Source organism: Paenilisteria portnoyi, assembly GCF_014322795.1.
Taxonomy (GTDB): Bacteria; Bacillota; Bacilli; order Lactobacillales; family Listeriaceae; genus Listeria_A; species Listeria_A portnoyi.
The window spans coordinates 16219-42856 of record NZ_JAASTT010000026.1 but is presented as its reverse complement, the minus strand read 5'-3'; the positions used below and the strand labels follow the sequence as shown (position 1 = coordinate 42856).

At 44.4% G+C, this 26638-nt stretch carries 24 protein-coding genes; 21 read left to right on the top strand and 3 right to left on the bottom strand.

Annotation, left to right across the window (positions count from 1 at the left end; all coding sequences use genetic code 11):
• The first annotated feature begins 111 nt into the window (after positions 1-111).
• The 4 genes from HCJ66_RS14640 to HCJ66_RS14625 all read left to right on the top strand — a co-directional run bounded on the left by HCJ66_RS14640 (position 112) and on the right by HCJ66_RS14625 (position 2802).
• Positions 112-750, top strand: coding sequence for a thiamine diphosphokinase (locus HCJ66_RS14640; protein WP_187133808.1), 639 nt, complete (start codon positions 112-114; stop codon positions 748-750).
• 13 nt (positions 751-763) lie between these two features.
• A complete protein-coding gene (locus HCJ66_RS14635) occupies positions 764-1123 on the top strand; it encodes a hypothetical protein (RefSeq protein WP_187133807.1) in 360 nt (119 codons plus the stop codon).
• A complete protein-coding gene (locus HCJ66_RS14630; protein WP_187133806.1) occupies positions 1123-1626 on the top strand; it encodes a hypothetical protein in 504 nt (167 codons plus the stop codon). Before HCJ66_RS14635 ends, HCJ66_RS14630 begins: the two co-directional genes overlap by 1 nt.
• 93 nt (positions 1627-1719) lie before the next feature.
• Entirely contained in the window at positions 1720-2802 is a 1083-nt protein-coding gene (locus HCJ66_RS14625) for a GntR family transcriptional regulator (RefSeq protein WP_187133805.1), read from the top strand.
• Between the two features lie 54 nt (positions 2803-2856).
• On the opposite strand, the gene HCJ66_RS14620 is transcribed toward HCJ66_RS14625, so the two are convergent.
• Positions 2857-4248, bottom strand: a complete 1392-nt coding sequence (locus tag HCJ66_RS14620; protein WP_187133804.1) for a sugar porter family MFS transporter — start codon at positions 4246-4248, stop codon at positions 2857-2859.
• A gap of 215 nt (positions 4249-4463) precedes the next feature.
• On the opposite strand from HCJ66_RS14620, the gene HCJ66_RS14615 reads away from it, so the two are divergent.
• The 3 genes from HCJ66_RS14615 to araA are packed head-to-tail and all read left to right on the top strand — an operon-like array spanning position 4464 to position 8228.
• Entirely contained in the window at positions 4464-6071 is a 1608-nt protein-coding gene (locus HCJ66_RS14615; protein WP_187133803.1) for a xylulokinase, read from the top strand.
• Positions 6072-6087: 16 nt separating this feature from the next.
• Positions 6088-6786: an L-ribulose-5-phosphate 4-epimerase gene (locus HCJ66_RS14610; RefSeq protein ID WP_187133802.1), complete on the top strand. Its 699-nt coding sequence runs from the start codon at positions 6088-6090 to the stop codon at positions 6784-6786.
• 17 nt (positions 6787-6803) lie between these two features.
• On the top strand, positions 6804-8228 hold the full coding sequence (gene araA / locus HCJ66_RS14605; protein ID WP_187133801.1) for an L-arabinose isomerase: 1425 nt from the start codon (positions 6804-6806) through the stop codon (positions 8226-8228).
• 107 nt (positions 8229-8335) lie between these two features.
• On the opposite strand, the gene rpmB is transcribed toward araA, so the two are convergent.
• The gene (rpmB, locus tag HCJ66_RS14600) at positions 8336-8524 is read right to left on the bottom strand and encodes a 50S ribosomal protein L28 (protein WP_036060116.1); all 189 of its coding nucleotides are present in this window, start codon (positions 8522-8524) and stop codon (positions 8336-8338) included.
• A 1080-nt stretch (positions 8525-9604) separates the two neighbouring features.
• On the opposite strand from rpmB, the gene HCJ66_RS14595 reads away from it, so the two are divergent.
• From HCJ66_RS14595 to ftsY, 13 genes are all read left to right on the top strand, one after another.
• Positions 9605-9970 carry an Asp23/Gls24 family envelope stress response protein gene (locus HCJ66_RS14595; protein WP_036069692.1) on the top strand — a complete coding sequence of 122 codons (366 nt, stop codon included), beginning with the start codon at positions 9605-9607 and terminating at the stop codon, positions 9968-9970.
• A gap of 16 nt (positions 9971-9986) precedes the next feature.
• The gene (locus HCJ66_RS14590; RefSeq protein WP_187133800.1) at positions 9987-11645 is read left to right on the top strand and encodes a DAK2 domain-containing protein; all 1659 of its coding nucleotides are present in this window, start codon (positions 9987-9989) and stop codon (positions 11643-11645) included.
• 264 nt (positions 11646-11909) lie between these two features.
• The gene (sdaAB, locus tag HCJ66_RS14585) at positions 11910-12572 is read left to right on the top strand and encodes an L-serine ammonia-lyase, iron-sulfur-dependent subunit beta (protein WP_187133799.1); all 663 of its coding nucleotides are present in this window, start codon (positions 11910-11912) and stop codon (positions 12570-12572) included.
• A gap of 36 nt (positions 12573-12608) precedes the next feature.
• Positions 12609-13508, top strand: coding sequence for an L-serine ammonia-lyase, iron-sulfur-dependent, subunit alpha (gene sdaAA / locus HCJ66_RS14580; RefSeq protein WP_187133798.1), 900 nt, complete (start codon positions 12609-12611; stop codon positions 13506-13508).
• Entirely contained in the window at positions 13492-15540 is a 2049-nt protein-coding gene (gene recG, locus HCJ66_RS14575) for an ATP-dependent DNA helicase RecG (RefSeq protein ID WP_187133797.1), read from the top strand. Before sdaAA ends, recG begins: the two co-directional genes overlap by 17 nt.
• A gap of 106 nt (positions 15541-15646) precedes the next feature.
• Positions 15647-16231: a transcription factor FapR gene (gene fapR, locus HCJ66_RS14570; RefSeq protein WP_187133796.1), complete on the top strand. Its 585-nt coding sequence runs from the start codon at positions 15647-15649 to the stop codon at positions 16229-16231.
• Positions 16228-17265 carry a phosphate acyltransferase PlsX gene (gene plsX, locus HCJ66_RS14565; RefSeq protein WP_187133795.1) on the top strand — a complete coding sequence of 346 codons (1038 nt, stop codon included), beginning with the start codon at positions 16228-16230 and terminating at the stop codon, positions 17263-17265. Before fapR ends, plsX begins: the two co-directional genes overlap by 4 nt.
• Positions 17258-18208: an ACP S-malonyltransferase gene (fabD, locus tag HCJ66_RS14560; protein ID WP_187133794.1), complete on the top strand. Its 951-nt coding sequence runs from the start codon at positions 17258-17260 to the stop codon at positions 18206-18208. Before plsX ends, fabD begins: the two co-directional genes overlap by 8 nt.
• Positions 18205-18948, top strand: a complete 744-nt coding sequence (gene fabG, locus HCJ66_RS14555; protein ID WP_187133793.1) for a 3-oxoacyl-[acyl-carrier-protein] reductase — start codon at positions 18205-18207, stop codon at positions 18946-18948. Before fabD ends, fabG begins: the two co-directional genes overlap by 4 nt.
• Positions 18949-19236: 288 nt before the next feature.
• A complete protein-coding gene (locus tag HCJ66_RS14550; RefSeq protein WP_036060159.1) occupies positions 19237-19470 on the top strand; it encodes an acyl carrier protein in 234 nt (77 codons plus the stop codon).
• A gap of 196 nt (positions 19471-19666) precedes the next feature.
• Positions 19667-20356 (top strand): ribonuclease III, encoded by a 690-nt coding sequence (gene rnc / locus HCJ66_RS14545; protein WP_187133792.1) that lies wholly within the window; start codon positions 19667-19669, stop codon positions 20354-20356.
• A gap of 19 nt (positions 20357-20375) precedes the next feature.
• Complete coding sequence (gene smc, locus HCJ66_RS14540; protein WP_187133791.1) at positions 20376-23936, top strand: chromosome segregation protein SMC; 3561 nt, start codon at positions 20376-20378, stop codon at positions 23934-23936.
• A 16-nt stretch (positions 23937-23952) separates the two neighbouring features.
• On the top strand, positions 23953-24942 hold the full coding sequence (gene ftsY / locus HCJ66_RS14535) for a signal recognition particle-docking protein FtsY (protein ID WP_187133790.1): 990 nt from the start codon (positions 23953-23955) through the stop codon (positions 24940-24942).
• 63 nt (positions 24943-25005) lie between these two features.
• Here ftsY and HCJ66_RS14530 read toward each other — a convergent pair whose 3' ends face one another.
• On the bottom strand, positions 25006-25533 hold the full coding sequence (locus HCJ66_RS14530) for a dihydrofolate reductase family protein (RefSeq protein ID WP_187133789.1): 528 nt from the start codon (positions 25531-25533) through the stop codon (positions 25006-25008).
• A 768-nt stretch (positions 25534-26301) separates the two neighbouring features.
• On the opposite strand from HCJ66_RS14530, the gene HCJ66_RS14525 reads away from it, so the two are divergent.
• Positions 26302-26634: a putative DNA-binding protein gene (locus tag HCJ66_RS14525; protein ID WP_181677331.1), complete on the top strand. Its 333-nt coding sequence runs from the start codon at positions 26302-26304 to the stop codon at positions 26632-26634.
• The last annotated feature ends 4 nt before the right edge of the window (positions 26635-26638 follow it).

The window sequence follows — 26638 nt, the reverse complement described above, 5'->3', positions numbered from 1 at the left end:
TCAGTCCACCACGTCAGCTCCAGTTTCCGAAGTTCTAGCCAAAAGGAAGGCAGTCTCATTGCATTCCACTGCATATTAAGCCACTAATCAAGGAGAGGGGAGATAAATCCAATGAAAACCTTACATATCATGGTCGGAGGTCCAGAGTCGGAACTCCCTGATATATCGAAATACGACAAAAAAATTCCATGGATCGGCGTCGATCGTGGCGCCATCCGCCTAACAGACCGTGGCATCACGCCAATAATCGCGATGGGCGACTTCGATTCTCTGTCCAAACCAGAATTATCCCACCTAAAAACAATCACAGAAGTTACCGAATTTCCAGCTGAAAAAGATGAAACAGATACTGAAATTGGCCTCCAGTGGGCGTTGTCGCAAAAACCAGATCTCATTCGCATTTTTGGCGCAACAGGCGGTCGTCTTGATCACTTGCTCGCTAACATTATGATGCTTATGCAGCCCCGGTTTCTAGATGTCATCTCAAAAATCGAGCTAATCGATCGCTACAACTATATCAAAATGTACAAACCAGGTGAATACACCGTTTCCCGAATGCCAGACAAAAAATACGTCGCCTTTACAACAATGGCAGACGTGACAAAACTCACATTAAAAGGCTTTAAATATCCACTAACAGAAGCCAATTACCCGTTCGGAGCTGCACTATCCAGCAATGAATTCATCGGGGAACAAGGCACATTTTCATTCCAAACAGGTTTAATCTTGTTTATCCAAAGTAATGACTAGAAGGAGTATCGCAATGAAAGATAATACAGCTTTAATCGAAAAAAGATCTAAAATAGCCCTGATTGTTACGATTATTGGACTCGTTTTAAGCGTTCTTGTACAAATTTCTACCTTTATTAATCTCGGAAAAAGTAGCACAAATCCGTTATATAATGCCTTGATGAGCATGACCTATATTGGTATTTTCTTCATGATTATTGCGGTGATTGGACTTGTTTTCCTAATCAAAAAAAGCTACTATAAAGCGGGCTTGACGCTAACTATCACTGGGATTGCATGCGCTATATTTGTCAATCCTTTTCCAGGGATCGCTATTCTTATCGGTGGCGTCATCGTGTCAAATGTAGACAAACTAGAAAAAGGCGAGCGCTGATGAGAAAAAGTTTACTAATCTTGCTTTTTAGTTGCTTGCTTCTCGGACTTTTCGCCTGTTCCACTGCTCCAAATGGCTTGAATGACAACAAAAGCGTGAGTCCTGATAAAGCAGCAGACGAACTAGCAACGCAGACAATCGAAGCCATTTTCAATAAAGATGCAGTAAGTGTGCAAAAAAATACAGTGGTGACTCAAAAATTGGACTTGCCAACCTACCAAAGCTCGTATCAAGAGGTGCAAAAGGAAAACGACTACTTGTACGGCGCATACTACCAAAAAGATACGATTTATTATTTATTCACATTCATTGATAAAGAAAAGCCTGAAAAATTAGAGTTAACATTGCAAAAGGTGGACAACACTTGGCAACTGATGGCACTAACTCCGTGGCATACAAAAGGGACAAACCTGACCGAAAAAGAAATTTACAATAAGATTGGCAAAGGAACCGGCGATGATATTCGAATTTTCGAGCGCGGCGCTAATTTTATGCGGATATAGAAAACTGGAATCTAGCAAAGTACACAGTGTTAGATTCCGATTTTCTTTGTTATACATAAAGCCAACTGTTTGGGTGCGGAAAGGAACAGATGTATGAATCAATCGAAATACCAAGTTATTGCGGAAGATATACGTATAAAAATCTTATCGGGAGACTATCCTCAAGATACGGCGATTCCGCCTGAATTGAAACTTCAAAAAGACTATGGAGTGAGCCGCCATACGGTTCGTCAGGCCATTGCAGTACTTGTTAACGAAGGGTTATTGCGCAAAGAAAAAGGCTCAGGCACCTACGTAGACAACCACTATAAAGCGGAACAGACAAATAGAAAGAAAAGCGAGCATAAAACAATCGGCGTTATTACGACGTATTTATCCGATTATATTTTCCCGTCAATCATCCGCGGTATCGAACAATCGCTGCGCAGTGAAAATTATTCCTTATTGCTAGCGAGTACGAACAATGATTACGCAGCCGAAAAAGAGTGCCTGCAAAAGATGATTGATCAAGGTGTGGATGGTCTCATTGTTGAGCCGACGAAAAGTGCGTTGTATAACCCGAATTTAGCGTTGTATGTTAGTTTACGCGAACGGGGAATTCCAATTGTCATGATTAATGCGCGCTACGAGGAATTAAATACCCCGTATATTTGTGTGGATGATGTTTCAGTGGGATATTTGTCGACAGAATTCCTGATTAAGAAGCAACATAAAAAACTTCTTTTTGTCACGAAAACCGACGATTTACAAGGGAAATATCGCTTAAAGGGTTTTATCGAAGCTTGTGAGGCCTATGAAATCCAATTTTCAGAAGGTGATGTTATTACGTATACGACAGAAACGCGGACGCAGGTCATCCATCAAATTTTAGAGCGACTTGGTCAAAAAGATGTGACGGGAATTGTTTGCTATAATGATCAAATTGCGAATTTGCTTGCCACGGAATTGATGGAGAGAGACTACAAAATTCCAGCTGATTTCTCGATTATTGGGAATGATGATTCGTCATTGAGTCGACTTGGTAGCGTTAAGCTAACGACGCTAAGTCATCCTAAGGAAGAGATGGGAAAAGATGCGGCTAATTGGATCGTGCGCACAATTGAGACGGGAATCCCAGAGAAAAATATTTGCTACAAACCAGTACTCATTGAGAGGGACTCGGTTAAGAAAATATAAAACCAGGTACTGTTGCAAATCCAAATGTGGATGAACAACAGTACCTGTCTTTTTTTATACTCGAACTTCTTTGGCAATCTGTTTACCATCTTGTTCAATTTCTTCCAGTGTACGTCCACGTGTTTCGGGAACGAAGAAACGGATGAATAATACGCCTAGGAAACATATAATTCCAAAAATGGCGAATACGAGTTCTTGCGGCATATACGCTGTCATAATTGGGAAAAGTAGCCCAACAAGGAAAGAGCCAATCCAGTTGAAGGAGGAGGCTAGCCCAGACGCACGACCGCGAATCGCAAGTGGGAAAATTTCACCGACGATTACCCAGGTTAATGGTGCCCACGTACAAGAATAGAAAGCTACATAAACACAAAGGAAAACGAGCATAATCATAGGGCTGGCGTCGGATTTTACAAACGTATTGATAATGGCTGGCAAGATGAAGGAAAGCCCCATCACGGCTCCACCAACAGTCAATAAGGTTCGGCGGTTAAATTTGTCTGCAATGACTAAGAAGAAAAGTGCACCAATAACAAGAATAACCCCTTGAATAATCGGCCACATAAGTGCTTCACTGGCAGAATGTCCCGTTGCTTTTTCAACGATTAATGGAATGTAGTAAAAAATAGCATTGGCTCCTTGAAATTGTTGGAAAGCAGCAACGCCAATTCCAGCGAAAACAAGTGCACGGTAACGACCGGTGAGGAGTGTTCCCCAAGTGGTTGTGTGCGCTATTTTCTCCTCTTGTTGAGCAGTTTTGATGATTTGATCTAGCTCTTGGTCCACCTCTGCTGGTTTGCGAATATAACCAAGAACTTTACGAGCTTCGTCCAATTTTTTAGATTTCACAAGGAAACGTGGTGATTCGGGAAGCGCCATGACGCCGAAGAAAAGAATGATTGCTGGAATCGCTGCCAATCCAAGCATCAAGCGCCAAGCCCACATTTCAGGTAGTCCTTTTAGAAGGAAGTCGATGATGTACGAAAGAAGCATTCCTGAAACTATCATCACTTGGTTTATTCCTGACAAACGTCCACGTAGTTTTGCCGGCGCCATTTCAGACATATAAGAAGGAACGAGTGCAGACGCAGCTCCAACCGCTAATCCAAGCAGAACTCTGGCCCCAATTAAGTAATATACGCCATTATGAGGAGCGATTCCACATAGAATAGATCCAATGACAAAAATAACAGCTGAAATTAAAATCATCTTGCGTCGTCCTAGTCTGTCAGATAGTATTCCTGCCATTGCGCCACCAAATATGGCTCCTAGCATGACCGCGGAAGTGATCCAACCTATTAGTCCGGCATGCCCAGTGAGATTCCAGTCATCTTGTAGAAATGGAAGTGCTCCAGTCATTACCCCGATATCGTAGCCAAATAAGATTCCTCCAAAAGCGCCAAAAAAGTAAATAAAAGATGCGGAAATTTTCTTTTCTTTTTTCATGTTGCGTTCAACCCCTTCTTTTCATCATAGTTTTAAAATAAATGGATTACGTTTTATGTAAGCATTTTCATTCTACAATATTTGTTCGTACATATCAAGTGATTTTATTGTTTTTTTAAATTTACTTGTTGACATGTACGTACAAAAGAGTTAAATTTAGTGTGTAAGCGTTACTAAAAATCATGGATTAGACTACGTTTTAAGGAGGTTTTTAAATGATTACAGAAGAAGTGAAAGCTAGAGAGATGTTAGATATTATTGATGGCCGTACATCTTTAGGCATTGAATTTGGATCGACGCGAATTAAGGCAGTCTTGATGGATTCTACCTTTAGCGCGGTTGCCACTGGAAGTTATGAATGGGAGAACCAATTGGAAAATGGTGTTTGGACCTATTCGCTAGATTCTATTTGGAAGGGCTTACGAATGAGTTATCGCAAGCTAGCATCTGAAGTTTTTGAGAAATATGGTGAGACGCTTTCATCCGTGGGGGCGATTGGGTTTAGTGCGATGATGCACGGTTACATGGCTTTTGACGCGGACAAGCAATTGTTAGTTCCATTCCGGACGTGGCGCAACACGATGACGGGAGAAGCGGAGCGGAAATTGACGGAGCATTTTAATTACAACATTCCGCAACGGTGGAGTATAGCGCATTTATACCAAGCTATTTTGAATAAGGAAACGCATGTTGGGCAAATCGATTATTTAACGACGCTTGCCGGTTACATACATTGGCAATTGACTGGTGAGAAAAACATCGGAGTAGGAGATGCTTCAGGGATGTTTCCGATTGATATGGAGACGAAAACGTACAATCAGAAAATGGTTGCGATTTTTGAACAGTTAGCGGACGTGGAGGGCATTACGCTCGATTTGAATGCGATGTTACCTCATGTATTCCTTGCTGGGGATGAAGCTGGTAAGTTGACGCAAGAAGGGGCTTATTTGCTTGATCCAACTGGTAATTTGCAGCCGGGGATTTCGATTTGTCCGCCAGAAGGAGATGCGGGAACGGGCATGGTTGCGACGAATAGCGTGGCGAAACGAACGGGTAACGTGTCGGTTGGAACGTCTGCTTTTGCGATGATTGTACTAGAAAAAGAGCTCCAAGCGGTGTATCCGGAGATTGATTTGGTGAGCACGCCATCTGGGAATCTCGTTGGAATGGTGCACGCGAATAATTGCTCGTCGGATATAAATGCATGGATGGGTCTATTCCAAGAAGTGACAGAGACGCTGGGCTTTGAACTTAGCAGAGACAAGTTGTTTTCCGTGTTGTTAAAAGAAGCGCTGCATGGTGATTCGGATTGTGGCGGGTTGCTGTCTTACGGATACTATTCTGGTGAAAATATTACGAGAATGAATGAAGGTAGACCGTTATTCGTTCACTCGCCAGACAGTCGATTCAATTTGGCGAACTTTATGCGGCTGCATCTTGCCAGTGCATTCGGTGCGATGCGAATAGGGCTAGATATTTTAAAACAAGAGGACATTCAAATTGATTCATTAGTTGGGCATGGTGGAATTTTTAAAACGCCTGAGGTTGGTCAGCGCATACTTGCGGCCGCGATGCAGACACCGATTACTGTGATGGATACAGCAAGTGAAGGCGGTGCATGGGGTATTGCGTTGCTCGCTTCGTATATGAAATTTAGCTCTGGTGAAACGTTGGATGCATTTTTGGCGGAACGAGTATTTGGAGATGATCAAGGTGTGACGCTTGCGCCGACGGAAGATGAGATGGCAGGCTATGACGTATTTTTGGAACGTTACCGTGCGGGGCTATCCATTGAAAACGAAGCGATTGAAAAATTGATATAGGCAGGAGGCATTTTCGATGTTAGAAGAACTGAAAGAAGAGGTTTTTAGAGCCAATTTGGAATTACCAGAACGTGGTCTTATTAAATATACGTGGGGCAATGTGAGCGCTTTTGACCGGGAATCACAATGTTTTGTCATTAAGCCGAGCGGTGTTGGCTATGCAGAGATGAAAGCCTCCGATATGGTTGTTGTTGATTTGGATAATCGTGTTGTGGAGGGCGATTTGAACCCATCGTCCGATACGCCGACGCATGCGGTGCTTTATAAAAATTTCCCGGAAATCGGTGGTATCGTGCATACACATTCGACGTGGGCAACCATTTGGGCACAGGCAGGGCTCGATGTCCCAGCGATGGGAACGACACATGCGGATACATTTTTCGGCTCCGTTCCTTGTGCACGAGTTTTAACGCAAGAGGAAATTGATGCGGGGTATGAGCATGAAACTGGGAATGTCATTGTAGAAACGTTTCAAGAGCGAGTCATTGATCCAAACGATGTACCAGGCGTGTTGCTTCACGGGCACGGGCCGTTTACGTGGGGCAAAGATGCAGCGAATGCCGTGATGAATGCGGTCGTTTTAGATGAAGTTTGTAAGATGAATTTTTATACGCGACAACTAAATAGTTATGCAGAAGAGCTTCCAAAGCGGGTGCTTGATAAACATTATTTAAGAAAACACGGAAAAAACGCCTATTATGGGCAAGGAAAATAAAAGGAGCTGAATTAAAAATGTTAAAAATAGCTGAAAAAGAATTCTGGTTTGTGGTTGGATCGCAACATTTGTACGGGGAAGAGGCACTAAAAAGCGTAAAACAAGACGCAGAAGAAATGGTCGACGCGCTGAATAAGAGTGGGAACCTGCCGTATCCAATCGTTTTAAAAGAGCTCGCAGTTACCGCAGATACCATTACAAAAATCATGAAAGAAGTCAATTATCAAGATAAAGTTGCCGGTGTTATCACATGGATGCATACATTCTCGCCAGCTAAAATGTGGATTCGAGGCACGAAATTGCTGCAAAAACCATTGCTTCATTTAGCAACGCAGTTTAATGAAAGTATTCCGTGGAAAACGATCGATATGGACTTCATGAACTTGAATCAATCCGCACATGGCGATCGTGAATACGGTTTTATTAACGCGCGTCTTGGCAAACAAAATAAAATTGTAGTCGGCTTTTGGCAAACAGAACACGTCATGTCAGAGATTGCTGACTGGATGGATGTAGCAGTCGCTTACGAGGAAAGTTATCATATTAAAATCGCGCGCTTCGGGGATAATATGCGAAATGTTGGCGTAACAGAAGGCGACAAAGTAGAAGCGCAAATCCAGTTCGGCTGGGTTGTCGATTATTTTGGAATTGGTGATTTAGTTCAAGTTATTGATGCTGTAACTGATGAAGAAGTAGATGCTTTGTTTAGCGAATACAAGGAACTATATGATTTTGAATATGGCGACTATGACCAACAAACATGGGAAGCGCACGTCAAAGTACAAGCGCGCCAAGAAATTGGCATCCGTCGTTTCCTTGAGCAAGGGGAGTATAATGGCTTCACCTCCAATTTTGAAGATCTTTATGGTATGAAGCAACTACCCGGACTTGCCGTACAACGTTTGATGGCGGAAGGATATGGTTTTGCTGGTGAGGGTGACTGGAAGACAGCCGCGATTGACCGTTTGATGAAGGTAATGGCCCATAATAAAAATACAGGATTTATGGAAGATTATACGTACGAACTGGCAGCTGGGAAAGAAGCTATTTTGCAATCGCACATGATGGAAGTAGATCCAACACTCGCTGCTAACAAGCCAAAAATTGTCGTTTCGCCGCTTTCAATGGGCGATCGTGAAGACCCAGCACGACTTGTTTTTGATGGGAAAGCTGGGGAGGGTGTCGTGGTTTCCATGGCGGATTTCGGCACGCATTATAAGTTGTTGATTAATGAAGTATCCGCATTTGAGCCGACCGAAGCAGCGCCAAATTTACCGGTAGCACGCGTTTTATGGGAAGTAAAACCAGGATTCCATGAAGGCGTCCATGCGTGGATTGAAGCTGGTGGTGGACATCACACGGTCGTTTCGCTAGATTTAACAACCGACCAAATTCTAACCTGGGCCAAATTAGTTGGGCTAGAGACAACTGTGATTAAGTAGTATATAAAAGTAGTGTTTCCGTTGATAATTTTGATGGAAACACTACTTTTATATTTTTGGTCAAAGAAAAAATGCAGCGATCCGAAGACCCTGCATCCATTTTCTGATTAAACACGTTCAACTTTACCGGACTTAAGCGCACGAGCTGAAACCCAAACTTTTTTAGGTTTGCCGTTTACTAAGATACGAACTTTTTGTAAGTTTGCTTTCCAAGTACGTTTGCTTGCGTTCATCGCGTGGGAACGTTTGTTACCCGAACGAGTTTTACGACCTGTGATTACGCATACTTTTGCCATCGTTATTTCCCTCCTTACAGAGCTACTTCAAAAAAGCTGCTAATTACCCATCTATCGCATAAAAATAGCTTTTTGTTTTTCATATACTACAATAATTTATCACAAACCAACCCCAATTGCAACCTCTTAAGCGAAAAACCTGCAAAGAATTTTTACTTGACACCATGAAAAGCGGAAACAGCCCGTTAGCCTCGACAGAATTTGTTAGGGGGCGCAGTGAAAACCCGCCCTTGGTTTTTGCGGAGGCCACGAAAATTCCGAGAGGCTGGCTGTTGAAGCTAGCCAGAGCGTAAAAGCGTCGCAAACGAACGCAGAACGTGATGTACACGATACCAGGAGTAGCTCTTGATTTTTATGGAGGGCGAGAAGTTTTCGAGGATCTGGCTTCTGAAGCTAGCCAAATCGCGAAGTAGTCGCCAAACGAACATGAGGTATGATTAACGCTACACCAGGAGTGGCCTCTTTATTTGTTAGGGGGCGCAGTGAAAACCCGCTCTTGGTTTTTGCGGAGGCCACGAAAATTCCGAGAGGCTGCTTAAAGGAAGGCAGTTTCATTGCATTCCACTGCATATTGAGGTCCTAAAAAAGCAAACGACGCTTTTCAAGAATCTCAACAAAGCTAGCCCGAGCGTGAAGAAGCCTACAAACGAACGCAGAACATGATATAAGCTATGACAGGAGTAGTCCTTGCTTTTTTTGCATCACGCATAAATTAGGGCGAGAAGATTTTCAAGAGAAAGTAAGGATTGGCGGCAAGTACATGGAACAAATGCTCACTACGCTACCATTCCTCTGAGTTTTCAGCCGTATACTAATTTAGCAATCGTGCTAGTTCAGCGTCTAAAAGCCACTGATGGATTACCTGCTCGCTACGCTCACATGTATATTGACAATCTAATTCAGCAAGGGAGTTTCATAAGATTCTCAACAACAAACTCCTTCCCAACCCCCATTAATTATAGTAGAATAGAATGGAACAGGAATGTTAGTGTGATTTTTAAGTATTGATAGCAAGAAGCGCAGGCACGAAATCGGCTTCTTTCACAAAAACCTACTTAACAATAAGGAGGAACTATAAAGATGACAATTGAAATGGAAACAAAACTCGGCAAAATTGATATCACAACGGATGTGATCGCAACGCTTGCTGGGGGTGCGGCAGAGGAAAATTTCGGAATCGTAGGAATGGCAAGTCAGCATCAAATTCGTGATGGCTTGACTGATATTTTGCGTCGTGAAAACTATACGAAAGGTGTTATTGTTCGTCAAGAGGATGACGGTTTAAATATTGATATGTATATTATTGTTGGTTTCGGTACCAAGATTTCGGAAGTGGCTCATAACGTACAAGAGCGCGTGAAGTATACATTAGAAAAAACGTTGGGCATCACAGTTGATTCTGTGAATATCTATGTCCAGGGTGTCCGTGTGACGAACGAAGCATAAGGGAGGATACGTAATCGTGAGTGTGTATCAGTTGAATGGAGAAAAATTAGCGGCAATGATTGCAGCTGGATCAGAAAATTTAGCAAAGAACGCAGATTTCGTAGATTCTTTGAATGTCTTCCCAGTTCCAGATGGAGACACAGGGACCAATATGAATCTTTCTATGACAAGCGGTGCGCAAGAGGTTAGTCGAAATAGCATGAGCACGGTGGGCGCGGTAGGAAGCAGTTTAGCAAAAGGACTTCTAATGGGAGCGCGCGGTAATTCAGGTGTTATTTTATCCCAACTTTTCCGTGGTTTTTCAAAATCTATCGAAGGTAAAACCGAATTAAACACGAAAGAATTGGCAGCGGCTTTCACGGCTGGTGTGGACACGGCTTACAAAGCAGTAATGAAACCAGTCGAGGGCACGATTTTGACGGTGGCTCGTGAAGCAGCCAAAGCGGGTGTTATCGCGGCCAATGAATCGGATGATATCGAATTCGTGATGCAACAAATCCTTGAAAAAGGTAGAATTGTACTCGCCAAAACGCAAGAAATGTTGCCAGTTTTAAAAGAAGTTGGCGTCGTGGATAGTGGTGGGCAAGGCCTTATCATTATTTATGAAGGATTTTACGCGGCTTTAACAGGCAATGAAGACGGCATCACGAACTACACGGCTTCGATGGGGGAGTTAATTAACGCCGAACACCATCGCCATGTGCAGGACGTCATGTCAACGGAAGAAATCGTTTACGGTTATTGTACAGAAATCATGGTGCAAATCAATGAAAATAAACCGGGACAAAAGAAATTTGATGAAGAGAAATTCCGCGCTGATCTTTCGGAAATGGGCGATTCCCTGCTTGTTGTTGCAGATGATGAAGTAGCAAAAGTCCATGTTCATACAGAGTATCCGGGAAATGTTTTCAATTATGGTCAGCAATACGGTAGCCTAATCAAAATGAAAGTCGATAATATGCGAGAACAGCATCGCGAAGTCGTGAAAGATACGCCAGTAGAAGCATCTGAAAAAGCAGCTTACGGCATTGTAACGGTCTCAGTTGGAGATGGCATGAAGCGCTTATTTGAAAGTGTTGGTGCTACCGTTGTTCTTTCTGGTGGTCAAACGATGAATCCAAGTACCGAAGATATTGTGAAGGCGATTGAATCAGCAAATGCCGAGCAAGTTTTTGTGTTGCCGAATAATAAGAACATCCAAATGGCCGCAGATCAAGCCGCGCTTATTTTAGGCGAAGATAAGGTCAAAATTATTCCGACGAAAACGATTCCACAAGGTTTAGCGGCATTGCTTGTTTTCCAAGCAGATTTCACATTTGAGGATAATGCGAATGAGATGATTGCTGCTATTCAAGATATCGCAAGTGGGCAAGTGACGACAGCGGTTCGTGATACGACGGTGGACGGTGTGGCGATTAAGAAAGATGATTATATCGGGATTGTAGAAGGCGATATTAAAGTATGTCATCCAAGTCTTGAGGCAGCAACGGTCGCAACACTTTCTGAGATGGTCGATGAGTATAGTGAAATTGTGACATTGCTTTATGGGGAAGACGTGACAGAAGCAGATGCTGAAAAAGTCGCGGAGCTTGTGTCGAATCAATTTCCTGAAATCGAGTTTGAGATTCACTCGGGTGGGCAGCCAGTTTATCCATACATCTTCTCCGTCGAATAGTCACTCAGCGACGCGGCAAACGCTCATTTTCGTCGTTAAAACCTGTGCTACGGTGCTCTTCTACGCGTACGCTTCGCATAACTTCTCACATGGTCGGGGATAAGACTCCCTCCCTGTTTTCAGTCAATGTACAGTCGTACGCTCCGCTTCGGTGCTCGGCTTTGCCTAGAAACTAAGCATTTGCCGCGCCTCTCTCGGCTTGGTAACCTACGGCGTGTTTGTAGTTAGATCGTTGTTATAATAATTATGAAGGGGTGATGTGGGATGAAATTTAATAGTGTGTTTGATATTATTGGGCCGGTGATGATTGGGCCTTCGAGTTCGCATACGGCGGGGGCTTGTCGGATTGGTGCGGTGGCTCGGAGTGTGTTTAATGAAATGCCGATGCAGGTGGATATTCATTTGTATGGGTCTTTTGCGAAGACGTATAAAGGGCATGGGACGGATGTGGCGCTGATTGGTGGTTTGCTTGGGTTCGAAACGGATGATGAGCGGATGCCGGATGCGATTAAACTGGCTGAAGAGTGGGGCATGCATATTAATTTCATCGAGGAACGCGAGGAAGCGGCTCACCCCAATACTGTAAAATTAGTGCTGAAAAATGGTATGCAACAAATGACTCTTGTCGGGGCCTCGATCGGCGGCGGGAAAGTCGAGATTGTACGCTTGAATGAGTTTGAACTGGAATTTACCGGGATGTCACCGGCTGTTTTAGTGTTACATAAAGATAGGTTCGGTGCCATTGCTGCGGTTTCTGGAGTTTTTGCCAAGCATGAAATTAATATCGGTCAAATGAAAGTTTCCAGAAAAGTGAAGGGTGACGAGGCTTTGATGGTGCTTGAGGTCGACCAGCTTGTTGACCAAGTTGTTTTAGATGAGATTAAGGAGTTACAGGATATGTATCAGGTGGCTAGTTTCGTTTTATAGGATATTTTAGAAAATTAGAGCAGAGGAGGTTAAAAAATGTTCCACTCAGTGGCAGAACTTATAGATATTGCAAATCGCGACAATAAACCAATTTCGGAAATCATGATCGAACGCGAAATGGATGTTACGAATAACACGCGTGAAACGATTTTAGAAGTGATGGATCGTAATTTGACAGTGATGGAAGAGGCGATTGTTCGCGGGGAAGAGGGCGTGGAATCGACGACTGGTTTAACTGGTGGCGATGCGGTTCTGATGCGCGAATATATTGCAAAAGGGAATATGTTGTCTGGTGAGACGATTTTAGATGCGGTTGCTAAAGCGATCGCAACAAATGAGGTCAATGCTGCGATGGGCGTGATTTGTGCGACACCGACTGCTGGTAGTGCTGGCGTTGTTCCTGGTGTGCTCTATGCGGTGAAGGATCGCTTGAACATGTCACGTGACGATATGCTGCGTTTCCTTTTTACAGCTGGGGCATTCGGATTTGTCGTGGCGAATAAGGCGTTTGTTTCTGGTGCTGCAGGTGGTTGTCAGGCGGAAATTGGGTCGGCGAGTGCGATGGCGTCGGCGGCGATTGTGGAAGCTGCAGGTGGGACTCCCGAACAATCGGCCGAAGCAATGGCGATGACGATGAAAAATATGTTAGGACTTGTTTGTGATCCTGTGGCTGGTCTTGTGGAGGTGCCGTGTGTGAAACGTAACGCGCTAGGAGCTTCACAGGCGATGATTTCAGCGGATATGGCATTAGCGGGTATCAAAAGTAGAATTCCATGTGACGAAGTGATTGAGGCAATGTACCGTGTTGGGCTACAAATGCCGAGTTCGTTACGTGAAACCGGCGAAGGAGGTCTAGCGGCAACACCTACTGGTAGGGCAGTACAAAGAAAGATCTTTGGTTTGTCGCCGCAAGAGGAACGTGAAGAATCTGAATGATATTCCAGTGACGGACGTAAAAGGAGTCGGCGCTGAAACAGCAAAAACGTTAAAAGAATTGGATATAGAGACAGTAGCTGATTTACTTTTCAATTTCCCGTATCGGTATGAGGATTATCGGTTGCGGGATTTGTCCGAAGTGGCGCATGAGGAGCGGGTGACGGTACAAGGAGAAGTCCTTACCGAGCCTACTCTCGCCTACTACGGAAGGAAAAAATCGAAGCTGTCTTTTCGCGTTGCATCAGGGCATCAAGTCGTGAAAATCGATTTTTTCAATCAGCCGTACATAAAAGGAAAGCTGGCGGTTGGCGATGCTGTAACGGTCTCGGGAAAATGGGATAAAGGTCGCGCGCAAATTACGGCGAGTAAATATAAGCTGGGACACCAAACCTCGGAAGAAGCGCTAGAAGGGGTTTACAGGCTAAAAGGTACGATTCGCAATAAAACGTTGCTGAAATTTACGATAGCAGCTTTTGACGCATATGGGGATTTGATTATTGAAATTTTACCTGAAAAATGGTTGCAAAAATACCAACTGATTTCCAGGCAGGAAGCAGTTCAATTTTTACATTTTCCAAAAAGTCCGGAAGAGCTTAAACAGGCGCGGCGTCGGATGGTTTACGAAGAATTCCTGTTGTTCCAATTGAAAATGCAGCTATTCCGCAAAATTGAACGGGAACGGTCTGGCGGGGTGTCGATTGATTATGATGTCAATGATCTGCGTCATTATATTGAGAGCTTGCCATTCCCGCTTACAGGCGCGCAAAAACGAGTGGTCAACGAAATATGTGGTGACATGAAATCGCATTTCCATATGAATCGCTTGCTTCAAGGGGACGTAGGATCAGGAAAAACCGTCGTGGCCTCGATCGCACTGTACGCTGCGGCAAAAAGTGGTTTTCAAGGCGCACTCATGGTCCCGACGGAGATTTTGGCAGAGCAGCACGCGAATTCGTTAGTCGATTTATTGCAACCCTTCGATGTGACCGTTGGACTCCTAACGAGTAGTGTCAAAGGAAAGCGGCGACGCGAAATGTTGGCGTTGCTGGAAGCCGGAGAAATCGATGTTCTTGTCGGCACGCATGCCCTCATTCAAGACGAGGTTATTTTTAAGAAGCTAGGACTTGTTATCACGGATGAGCAACATCGATTCGGCGTGGAACAGCGGCGGGTTTTACGCGAAAAAGGAGAGTTTCCGGATGTTCTATTCATGACGGCGACACCAATCCCACGAACGCTTGCCATCACTGCTTTTGGCGAAATGGACGTGTCGGTCATCGACGAATTACCAGCTGGTCGGAAGCAAATCGAGACCTATTGGGTAAAACATCAAATGCTCGAGCGCGTCATTGGTTTCATCGAACAGGAAATCACGAAAGGGCGTCAAGCTTACGTGATCTGCCCACTTATCGAAGAATCCGAAAAACTAGACGTCCAAAATGCCATCGATGTGTATAATATTCTAAATGGCAAATGGCAAGGCAAGCATTCCGCGGGCTTGATGCACGGCAAACTTCCATCAGTAGAAAAAGATCAAATTATGCGAGACTTCAACGATCACAAAATCGATTGTCTCGTATCCACGACGGTTGTCGAAGTCGGTGTTAACGTTCCAAACGCAACGATGATGGTTATTTATGACGCCGACCGCTTTGGTCTCGCGCAACTTCACCAACTTCGAGGGCGCGTTGGGCGTGGCGCGGAGCAATCCTTCTGTGTCCTTATCGCTGATCCAAAAACGGAAGTCGGCAAAGAACGGATGACCATCATGACCGAAACAAACGATGGCTTTGTTGTCAGTGAACGTGATTTAGAACTCCGTGGTCCTGGCGATTTCTTCGGTAAAAAGCAAAGCGGTATCCCAGAATTCAAAGTCGCCGATATGGTGCATGACTACCGAGTTTTAGAAATTGCTCGCCAAGATGCCGTCGAAATCATCTATCATGAGGGCTTTTTAGAACAATCAGAATACGCTCCATTACGCGACTTTTTTGAGGCAAACGGCGTGTTCGGCGAGCAGAAATTAGACTGATTGCCGAACTCCACCTAGCCTTATAACTTGCATGTTGGGAGCATTTTTTATATATTACTCTTAGTATCTGGTATTAAATTTCAAAGAAGAAGAGGAGGGAACGCAGATGAAAAAATATCCGAAAAAAGAAAGACAAGCGAGGCTGGCCCAAGCGATTGAAGATAATCCATTTATCACGGATGAACAACTGGCCGAAAAGTTTCAAGTCAGTGTGCAGACGGTTCGACTAGACCGGGTTGCACTCGCGATTCCAGAGCTTCGCGAACGAATTAAACATGTGGCTTCCGAAAACTACACAGATGCCGTTCGCTCCCTTCCAATCGAAGAAATTATCGGCGAAATCATTGACATTGAATTAAATAAAGGCGCTATTTCGATTTTTGAAGTAGGTCCAGAACATGTTTTCAAAAGAAATAAAATTGCCCGCGGACATCATTTGTTCGCCCAAGCTAACTCGCTTGCAACGGCTATTATCCCGAACGATTTAGCCCTGACAACGCAGGCAACCGTCCGATTTATTCATTCTGTAAAAGAAGGGGAGCGCGTGATTGCGAAGGCGAAAGTGCGTGATGATCGCGATAGTAAGTCAATCACGATTGTGGATGTCAACAGCTATGTCGGGGACGAACTGGTTTTAAAAGGAAAATTCGAGATGTACCATACAACAGAAAAAAGGAGTGACGTGAAATGAAAATTGCAATAGATGCCATGGGCGGCGATAATGCGCCTAAAGAAATTGTGCTGGGTGTCATGAAAGCCGCCGCACAATACAAAGATGTAGAGTTCCTCCTTTTTGGTGATGAAGTGAAAATCAATGAATATTTGGCTGATAAAACGCGTATCCAAGTCATACATACGGACGAAAAAATCGAAAGTGATGATGAACCGGTCCGTGCTGTGAAACGTAAAAAGAAAGCGTCGATGGTTCTAGCCGCACAAGCCGTGAAAGATGGCGAAGCGGATGCCTGTATTTCTGCGGGGAACACAGGAGCTTTAATGGCAACTGGCTTGTTCGTGATTGGCCGCATAAAAGGAATCGATCGTCCAGCCTTAGCACCAACATTGCCAACCGTTACCGGAAAAGGCTTTGTTATGCTTGATTTAGGCGCGAATTCCGAAGCAAAACCCGAACATCTTTTACAGTTTGGTCTAATGGGCTCAGTTTACGCAGAGAAAGTTCGCAAAATCGAGCGTCCACGCGTAGCCTTGCTTAACATTGGAACCGAGGAAACAAAAGGAAACGATTTGACGAAACGCGCTTTTGAACTGATGAATAATCAAGAAGCGTACAATTTTGTCGGCAATGTAGAAGCACGAGATATTATGATGGATGTCGCGGATGTCATCGTAACAGACGGCTTCACAGGCAACATGGTTTTGAAATCGATCGAAGGAACAGCCGGTGCCTTTTTCAGCCTTATGAAAATGAGCCTACTAAACGGCTTCAAAAATAAAATCGCTGCATCGTTCTTGAAAAAAGATTTGACGGAACTAAAAGCGAAAATGGACTATAGTGAATACGGTGGCGCCTGCTTATTCGGCGTTCAAGCGCCTGTCATTAAAGCACACGGATCATCGAACGCCAGAGCGATTTTTTCAACGATTCGCCAAGCGCGTGATATGGTTCAAAAACAAGTTGTCGAAACCATTGTTACCGAAGTGGCGAGCGGTCACTTAAAAGCAGAGCAAGATAAAGCAAATCAAGGAGGCACGAAAGATGAGTAAAATAGCATTCGTATTCCCAGGTCAAGGATCGCAAAAGGTAGGCATGGGACAAGATGTCGCAGCAGAATATCAAGAAGCGCAAGCCGTTTATACAGCTGCTGACTCTAAATTAGGCTACGCTATCACAGATATCATTGCAGAGGGCCCGATGGAACTTTTAACAAAATCAGAAAACGCTCAACCAGCGCTTGTTTCGACGAGTGTGGCGATTTTAAAGGCGCTGGAAACATATGGCGTAATAGCGGATTTCGTTGCCGGGCATAGCTTAGGCGAGTACAGCGCGCTTGTTGCGGGTGGATTTTTATCTGCAGAGGACGCGATTTATTTAGTACACCGTCGCGGTAAATTAATGGAAGCAGCCGTGCCAAATGGTCAAGGCGCGATGGCCGCTGTGCTAGGCTTAGATCGCGAAACACTTGGCGCCATCACGGATTCTGTCACAACAGCAGGCGACGATGTGCAGTTAGCGAATCTCAATTGCCCAGGTCAAATCGTTATTTCAGGAACCGTAGCAGGCGTTGAAAAAGCTGGTGAACAGGCGAAAGAAGCAGGTGCTAAACGTGTGTTACCTCTTGCGGTAAGCGGTCCGTTCCACTCGAAATTAATGGTTCCAGCAGCCGAACAATTCCAAGCCGAACTAGACCAAGTGACTTTTCAAGATGGCACAATTCCAGTTGTAAATAACGTCGATGCAAAAGCAACCACGGATAAAAACGCCATCCCAGAAAAATTAGTGCAGCAAATCTATTCACCTGTTTTGTGGGAAGATATCATTACAAATCTCGTAGCACAAGGCGTGGATACATTTGTTGAAATCGGTTCAGGAAAAGTACTTTCTGGCCTAATCAAGAAAATTAATCGCGATGTAACGATTCTTGCAGCAGGTGATGTTGCCTCTGTCAAAGAAGTAGCAGAACAATTAAAGGAGGCAGCCAAACAATGACTTTAACAGGAAAAGTAGCCCTAGTCACAGGCGGTTCACGCGGAATTGGTCGCGAAATCGTCATGACACTAGCCAAACAAGGCGCGACGGTATTTTTTAATTATAATGGTTCTCAAGAAGCCGCAGAAGCAATCGTTAGTGAGATTGTGGCAGCTGGTGGAGAAGCCGCAGCGATGAAAGCCAATGTTGCTGTCGAGGAAGACGTACAAGCCTTATTTAAAGAAGCGGTCGACAAATATGGCCGAATCGATATTTTAGTCAATAACGCAGGCATTACGCGCGATAACCTACTGATGCGCATGAAAGTAGACGAGTGGGATGCGGTTATTGATACGAATCTAAAAGGTGTTTTCCTTTGCACAAAAGCCGTTTCTCGTACGATGATGAAACAGCGCTACGGTAAAATTATTAATATTACATCTGTTGTTGGCTTGATTGGAAACGCTGGTCAAGCAAATTATGTGGCGAGTAAAGCTGGTGTGATTGGCCTTACAAAAACGACGGCACGTGAATTAGCGACGCGCGGTATTAATGTGAATGCGGTCGCTCCAGGTTTTATTGCTACAGAAATGACGGGTGAACTGGATGAAGCGACGAAAGAAGCGATGTTAGCACAAATTCCGCTTGGTAAATATGGTTCGGTGGAAGATGTTGCGAATGCTGTGCTATTCTTGGCGAGCGATGTTTCAAGTTATATGACGGGACAGACGATCGCAGTTGATGGCGGCATGACGATGTAAGTCTTGCTGTGGGCGACGAGAAATACCCATCTTCGTCGTTAAAGTCTGTGCTCCGATGCTCACGTACCACAGTACGCTCCGCTTCGGTGCTCGACTTTGCCTAGAATCTGGGCATTTCTCGTCGCCCAGCAGTTTGGAGGCACGGAGTTGGATTGGAAGTTAGTCGAAAATAAGGCTGAAATACGCTAGTTTCCTAGCTTTTGCGCATATTTTTATGTCTTTTTTTAATTAATAGTTTACGAATACGAAGAAATCCTATATAATACTTGGAGGGAGGTGAAGTAAACAATGGCAGAAGTATTAGAGAAAGTAACTAAGATTATCGTTGACCGTTTAGGCGTCGAGGAATCTAAAGTGACTTTAGAAGCTTCCTTCAAAGACGATCTAGGTGCAGATTCACTAGACGTTGTTGAATTGGTTATGGAACTTGAAGATGAATTTGGTGTAGAAATTTCAGACGATGATGCAGCAAATATTGAAAAAGTTGGGGACGCTGTGAAATACATAGAGGCGAACGCATAATTCCGACTTGTTTTAAACAAATGAACGAGGGTGTCTAGGTAGCACAGACTGTTTTAGACGGGTTTTCCGGTTAAAATTCTGTCGCACACCTAGACATCCTCTTTTTCCACATTAAAGTTTATTTTCTAAGCAGACTCTTCTCTTAAAAGATGTTTAGAAAATAGAGCTCTGGTGTATCGAAATGGAGGCTTTACAGATGGATCTTTGGGAAGAATTGCAGGAAAGTGTTGGTTTTACATTTACAGATATAAACCTTCTAAAAACGGCTTTTACACACTCGTCTTATGTGAATGAACATCGCAAGGAAAAAATTCAGGATAATGAGCGCTTGGAGTTTCTTGGGGATGCGGTGCTTGAGGTGACGGTTTCGCATTACTTATTTACGAAATTTCCAAGTATGGCAGAAGGGCAAATGACGAAAATGCGTGCAGCCATCGTATGTGAACCTTCGCTCGTTGATTTTGCGGAAATGGTGAACTTCTCGCGGTACGTGCGACTTGGACGCGGGGAGGAGAGAGCTGGTGGCAGAACACGCCCGGCATTGCTTGCAGATGTATTCGAGTCCTTTATTGGAGCGTTATTCCTTGATCAAGGGCTGGACAAGGTTGTGCGGTTCCTCGAGCGCGTTGTATTTCCAAAAATCGATGCTGGTTATTTTGAGCAGACGGTCGATTATAAAACGCAACTACAAGAAATCGTGCAAAAAGACCGTGACGTCGTGATTACGTATACGATTCTAGATGAAAAAGGGCCAGCGCACAGCAAGGCTTTCGAAGCAATTGTTGCAATCAACCAAGAAAAACGCGGCGCTGGAACGGGTAAGACGAAGAAACAAGCGGAGCAAAATGCCGCCAAAAGCGCTATCCAAGCGTTGCGCCAAAACTAAGCGGTGAAGGAGTCCGGACATGTTATTAAAACGATTAGAAATGAATGGTTTCAAGTCATTTGCTGACAAAATGGTAATTGATTTTGTGCCGGGCACTACAGCGATAGTAGGCCCAAATGGAAGTGGAAAAAGTAATATTACCGAGGCGATTCGCTGGGTACTTGGGGAGCAGTCTGCCAAAAGTCTTCGCGGTGGCCGGATGGGTGATGTTATTTTTGCCGGAAGTGATTCGCGCAAACCAATTAATTTTGCGGAAGTGTCGCTTGTTTTTGAGAATGAGGATCGGTTTTTACCGCTTGATTATAGTGAGGTTTCGGTGACAAGACGTATTTTCCGTAATGGAGATAGCGATTATTTGATTAATAAGCAGTCGTGTCGTCTGAAAGATATCGTGGACTTATTTATGGATTCAGGTCTTGGACGCGAGTCGTTTTCGATTATTAGTCAAGGGAAAATTGATGAGATTCTAAATAGTAAGCCAGAGGAACGGCGCTCGATTTTTGAAGAAGCGGCGGGTGTTTTGAAATACAAACACCGGAAGAAACAAGCGGAAAACAAGCTTTTTGAAACGGAAGAGAACTTGAACCGGGTGCAGGATATTTTATACGAGTTAGAGGGGCAATTGGAGCCACTTGAGATGCAGGCGAGTGTGGCGAAGGATTATTTATTCCAGCAGGAAGAGTTGGAGAAATATGAAGTGACGCTACTCGTGGCTGAAATTGAAGCGTTCACGGAAAAAATTGCAATCCAAAAAGCGGAATTTGCGAAGAACGGTGACATTTTGACGGCGATGCAGGCGGAAATTAAGCAGGAAGAAGCCCAGATTTTCGCGCAAAAGCAGATGCTCGCGGAGATGGATGAGCAAATGGATGTGACGCAGGCTGAACTTCTCGTTGTGACGGAACGATTGGAGCAATTGGAAGGGCAACGAAATGTGGCGTTGGAACGGAAGAAACATAGTAACGAGAACGAACAGGCCATGCATGAAAACTTGCAACAACTTGAAGCGAAGATTAAGACTTTTGAGGCGCAAAAACAAGGGCTTTTGCAAGATAAGCTGGAAAAAGAAACGGCGCTCGAAGTTTTTCTGAAAGAGAAGAAGGTACTTGAGGCCAAATTGGCGGAGTATAGCAACTTATCGGAAGAAAAAATCGAGAACATGAAAAGTGATTATATTGAGTTACGCCATACGCAGACGACGATGAAAAATGATATCGGTTATTTGGAGCGGCAGCTGTCGCAGATGCAAGGTCGTTCGGAAAAACTGGATCATGAAAACCAGCAACATATCTCAGAACGAAATGAAATTATTGCGAATGTCGAAAGTTTGACGAAACATGTAGAAGAAATGCGGACGAAGCTGGCGGATCAGATGGGGAATTATCAGTCTGTTCAGCAGGAATTGGCGAAACAGGAAGCGGTTTTCACGAAGCAAGAGCGTGAAATGTATCGGCAATATGAAACGATTCAACAAGCGAAGTCGCGTCAGGAAACATTGGCGGAGCTCGCGGATGATTACGCTGGATTTTTCCAAGGTGTTCGTGAAGTTTTGAAGGCGAAGAAGAAGTTGAACGGTATTATGGGCGCGTTTGTCGAATTAGTCGAGATTCCGGAACATTACCAGAAGGCGCTTGAAATCGCGCTTGGTGCGAATGCCCAGCATATTATTGTGCGCGATGATCAGTCGGCGCGTGAAGCGATTCGTTATTTGAAAGAGACGCGAGCTGGGCGGGCGACATTCTTACCGCTGACAACGATTCAACCACGCCAAATTCCGATGGCGACAAAACATAGCTTGGAACAACAACCAGCTTTTGTCGCGTTGGCAAGTGATGTGTTGACGTACGATGCCCAAGTGGAAAACGTGATTTTGAACGCGCTTGGAACGACCATTTTGGCAAAGGACCTAAAAGGCGCGAATCTACTCGCAAAATTGGTGAACTTCCGATATCGCGTGGTTACATTGGAAGGTGACGTCGTGAACGCTGGTGGTTCGATGACTGGTGGAGCAACCGCGCAAGGCAAATCATCTATCATGACGCGTAAACACGAACTGGAAAACTTGAGCAAAACGATTGCACAAATGACGGTCGCTGTGGAGAAAACGGAGAAACAATTTACGGCATTGAAAGAAGAGGTCAAAGCAAAACGAGAGCAGTTAGAAGAGGCACGGTCCATTGGCGAATCGCTTCGTTTGCAAGAGACGGAATTACTCGGGAAAAAAGAGCGCGCGGAAGAACGTTTAGCCGTAGCGAACAAACAGCTCCAAATTTACGATATGGAGAAAGAAGAAGGCACGTCGGAACATCAGCAATTGACAGAACGCAAAGAGAAATTGCAACAAGAATTAACGGTGCTGGCGCTGGAAATTATCGATAAAGACGAACAGATTCAGCGGATGACGAAGCAAAGCAAAGAGCAAGAACATAATCGTGCGAGCGATCAAGAAAGTTATGCCACACTTAAATCTCGCGTGGCAGTGAGTCGTGAACAGCTTCAGACCGCAGCACAAGCTTTGCTGACGCTAGAAACAGATATGGCTGATTACTATAACCAAAAAGAGGCGATTACGTCAAAACTGGCGATGCTTCAAACAAACCTAGAAACGGTGCATACGAGTACGGAAGAGTTAGTTGAGATCATCGAGCAGGCACGGATGGAGAAGGAACAAATGATAGCGAGACGTGATGAATTACGCGAAAAACGTCTGGCGCTACAAGAAAGCTTGGCCGTTCAAGAAGAAGCCTTGCAGCAAAAGCATAATCAAGCAAGTTTTTACATGGAGCAAAAAACAACGGCAGAGGTCAGTTTAAGCCGTTTAGACGCGGATGTAGACAATCGTTTAGAACGCTTATCGGAAGCCTATGTGCTCACTTTTGAGGCGGCTAAAGCTCGTAAGGTGGAAGATATGGATATCGATAACGCGCGGTCCAAAGTCCGGTTATTGAAACGTTCCATCGATGAACTTGGTGCAGTCAATATTGGTGCCATCGACGAATTCGAGCGGATTAAAGAACGTTTTGACTTCCTAAATGGGCAGCAGGCGGATTTACTCGAAGCTAAATCAACCTTGTTCCAAGTGATGGATGAGATGGATGAGGAAATGAAGAAGCGATTTGATGCCTCTTTCACAGCGATTCAAACAGAATTTGCGATTGTTTTCCCTGAGCTTTTTGGTGGTGGACAAGCGCGACTTATTTTGCAAAATCCGGATGAGGTCTTAACAACGGGCGTGGATATCGAAGCGCAACCACCAGGCAAGAAATTGCAGAACTTGAGCCTACTTTCGGGTGGAGAGCGTGCGTTAACGGCGATTGCTTTATTATTTGCGATTATTCGCGTACGTCCGATGCCATTCTGTATTTTGGATGAAGTGGAGGCGGCGCTGGATGAGGCGAACGTGACGCGCTTTAGTCGTTATTTGAAGAAATTTGAAACGAATATTCAATTTATCGTTATAACTCACCGCAAGGGCACGATGGAGGAAGCGGATGTGCTGTACGGTGTAACAATGCAGGAATCTGGCGTCTCGAAGCTCGTTTCGGTGCGCTTAGAAGAAACTGCAGAACTAATCAAATAGAGGAGTTGCAAACCGGATGACATTTTTCAAGAAAATAAAGGATAAATTAACACAACAAACCGATTCTGTTACGGAAAAATTTAAAGATGGCTTATCCAAAACGCGTGATAATTTTTCAGGTAAAATGAATGAACTTGTGGCGCGTTATCGTAAAGTGGATGAGGAGTTTTTTGAAGAGTTGGAGGAAATTCTGATTCAGGCGGATGTTGGTTTTGAAACGGTGATGGAGCTTGTCGAGCAGTTACGTGAAGAGGTGAAGTTGCGTAATATTCAGGACCCGAAAGCTGTACAGGAAGTCATCGTGGAGAAATTGGTGGCGATTTACCACGGCGAAGAGGAAGAATTACCAGAGTTAAATATCCAACCAGAAGGCTTGACGGTGATTCTTTTTGTCGGTGTGAACGGTGTTGGTAAAACGACGACTATCGGCAAACTGGCACATCATTTGAAAGCACAAGGCAAGAGCGTGCTTCTAGCGGCTGGCGATACATTCCGAGCTGGGGCGATTGATCAGTTAGACGTATGGGGTGAGCGTGTCGGTGTGGACGTTATCAAGCAAGCAGAGGGCAGTGATCCCGCAGCGGTGATGTTTGATGCGGTACAAGCGGCCAAAGCGCGTAACGTGGATGTCTTGCTCTGTGACACGGCTGGACGCTTGCAAAACAAAGTGAACTTAATGAACGAGCTGGAGAAGGTGAAACGTGTCATCACGCGTGAGGTGCCAAATGCGCCACATGAGGTCTTGCTTGTCTTAGATGCCACAACGGGGCAAAATGCGTTTGTGCAGGCGAAACAGTTCAAAGAGGCGACAGATGTAAGTGGGATTGTGCTAACGAAATTAGACGGTACAGCAAAAGGTGGGATCGTGATTGCGATTCGTAACGAGCTCCATATCCCGGTTAAATTTGTTGGTTTGGGTGAAAAAATGGATGACCTTCAAGCGTTCGACGCGAATGAATACGTATATGGTTTATTCGCAGACGTGATTGACGGTGCAAAAGAATAACATTATTTAGGCGATGGAAAAACCCGTCTATCAGAATTGTTTTTCTGGTAAACGGGTTATTTCCTATTTTTCGCTTTTTTTGTAATGCAACTCGACAAACTGGCCGAAAGAAGTAGTATCAACTAATTCAAGGCGTTCTAGATAGTCGCCCTCTTCGAATAATCGTTTCCCTTTACCGAGCAGGATAGGCGTGATTTGAATCCACCACTCATCGATCATATTAGCTTCTAGAAGTGGTTTTAATAAGTTACCGCCACCTACAATCCAAATAGGTTTTCCATCTTGTTCTTTTAATTCGTTAATAAAAGAAACTGGGTTTTCGTGGATGGTATGGGTATCTTCAAAGGTTTTAGTCGTGTCTCTTGTGAAAACGTATACCTCTTGGTCTGGATAAAATGGTTCGCCTTTTTGTAGCTTTAGAACTTCTTCGTACGTGACGCGGCCCATGACGACTGCATCGATATTTTGGATGAATTTTTCGTAGGTGGTTCCTTCGCCTGTGTCTGTTTCGAATAGCCAGGTTAAACTATTGTCTTGGTCGGCTAGGTATCCGTCTAGGGTAACGGCGCCGTAAAAAACTACTTTTCTCATGATTTGCATAGCTCCTTTAGCATTGACATGTTTTTATTATAGCACAAATGTTTGGGGTTGGAGGTTTCTTCACGCTCGCTCTAGCTTTGTTGTGGCTCTTATGAGGCATTACTCGCCGATTTAGAGCCTCAATACGAGTGCGAACAGAGTGAGCATTCGTTCCTTGTATCCGTCATGGCCTGTGCCTCCGATCTAGCTTTGTTGAGATTCTTGAAAAGCGTAGTGTGCTTTTTTAGAACCTCAATATGCAGTTGAATGCAATGAAACTGCCTTCCTTTTAGCCAACTCCTCGAAAACTGGAGCGCCCCCATAAAGAGCAAATACTATTCTTAGTGTAGCGGAAATCATGCTCTGCGTTCGTTTGGCGGTTGCTTCACGGTCGGGCTAGCTTCAAGAGCCAGCCTCTCGGAAATTTCGTGGCCTCCGCAAAAATCAAAAGAGGATTTTCACTGCGCCCCCTATGTTGTGGCTCTAAATCGGCGAGTAATGCCTCAATACGAGTGCGAACAGAGTGAGCATTCGTTCCTTGTACCCGTCATGGCCTGTGCCTCCGATCTAGCTTTGTTGAGATTCTTGAATAGCGTCGTTTGCTTTGTTAGAACCTCAATATGCAGTTGAATGCAATGAAACTGCCTTCCTTTTAGCTAACTCCTCGAAAACTGGAGTTGAACGAGCCGTCTCAGCCTTTCAGCGCTTGACATCCCCCATTTTTCCACGTATTCTTATATAGTATAAGCGGGTTTTGGCTAGGGAAGGAACGATGCGGATATGTTTGAGAAAACGACGCGGATGAATTTTTTGATTGATATCTATGATTCGCTTTTAACAGAGAAGCAGCGGTCCTATGTTTCGCTTTATTATTTGGAGGATTTGTCGCTTGGTGAGATTGCTGAGGAGTATGAGGTGAGTCGGCAGGCGGTGTATGATAATATTAAGCGGACCGAGGCGGTGCTTGAGAATTATGAAGAAAAGCTTGGCGTTTTAAAGAAATATCAGGAGCGTGAGCAATTAATTGAGCATCTGGAACGACGATTACAGGAAGAACAAGTGTTAGACAATGAAGTAGCTGGTCTGCTTCAACAACTTAAAAATATGGATTAGGAGG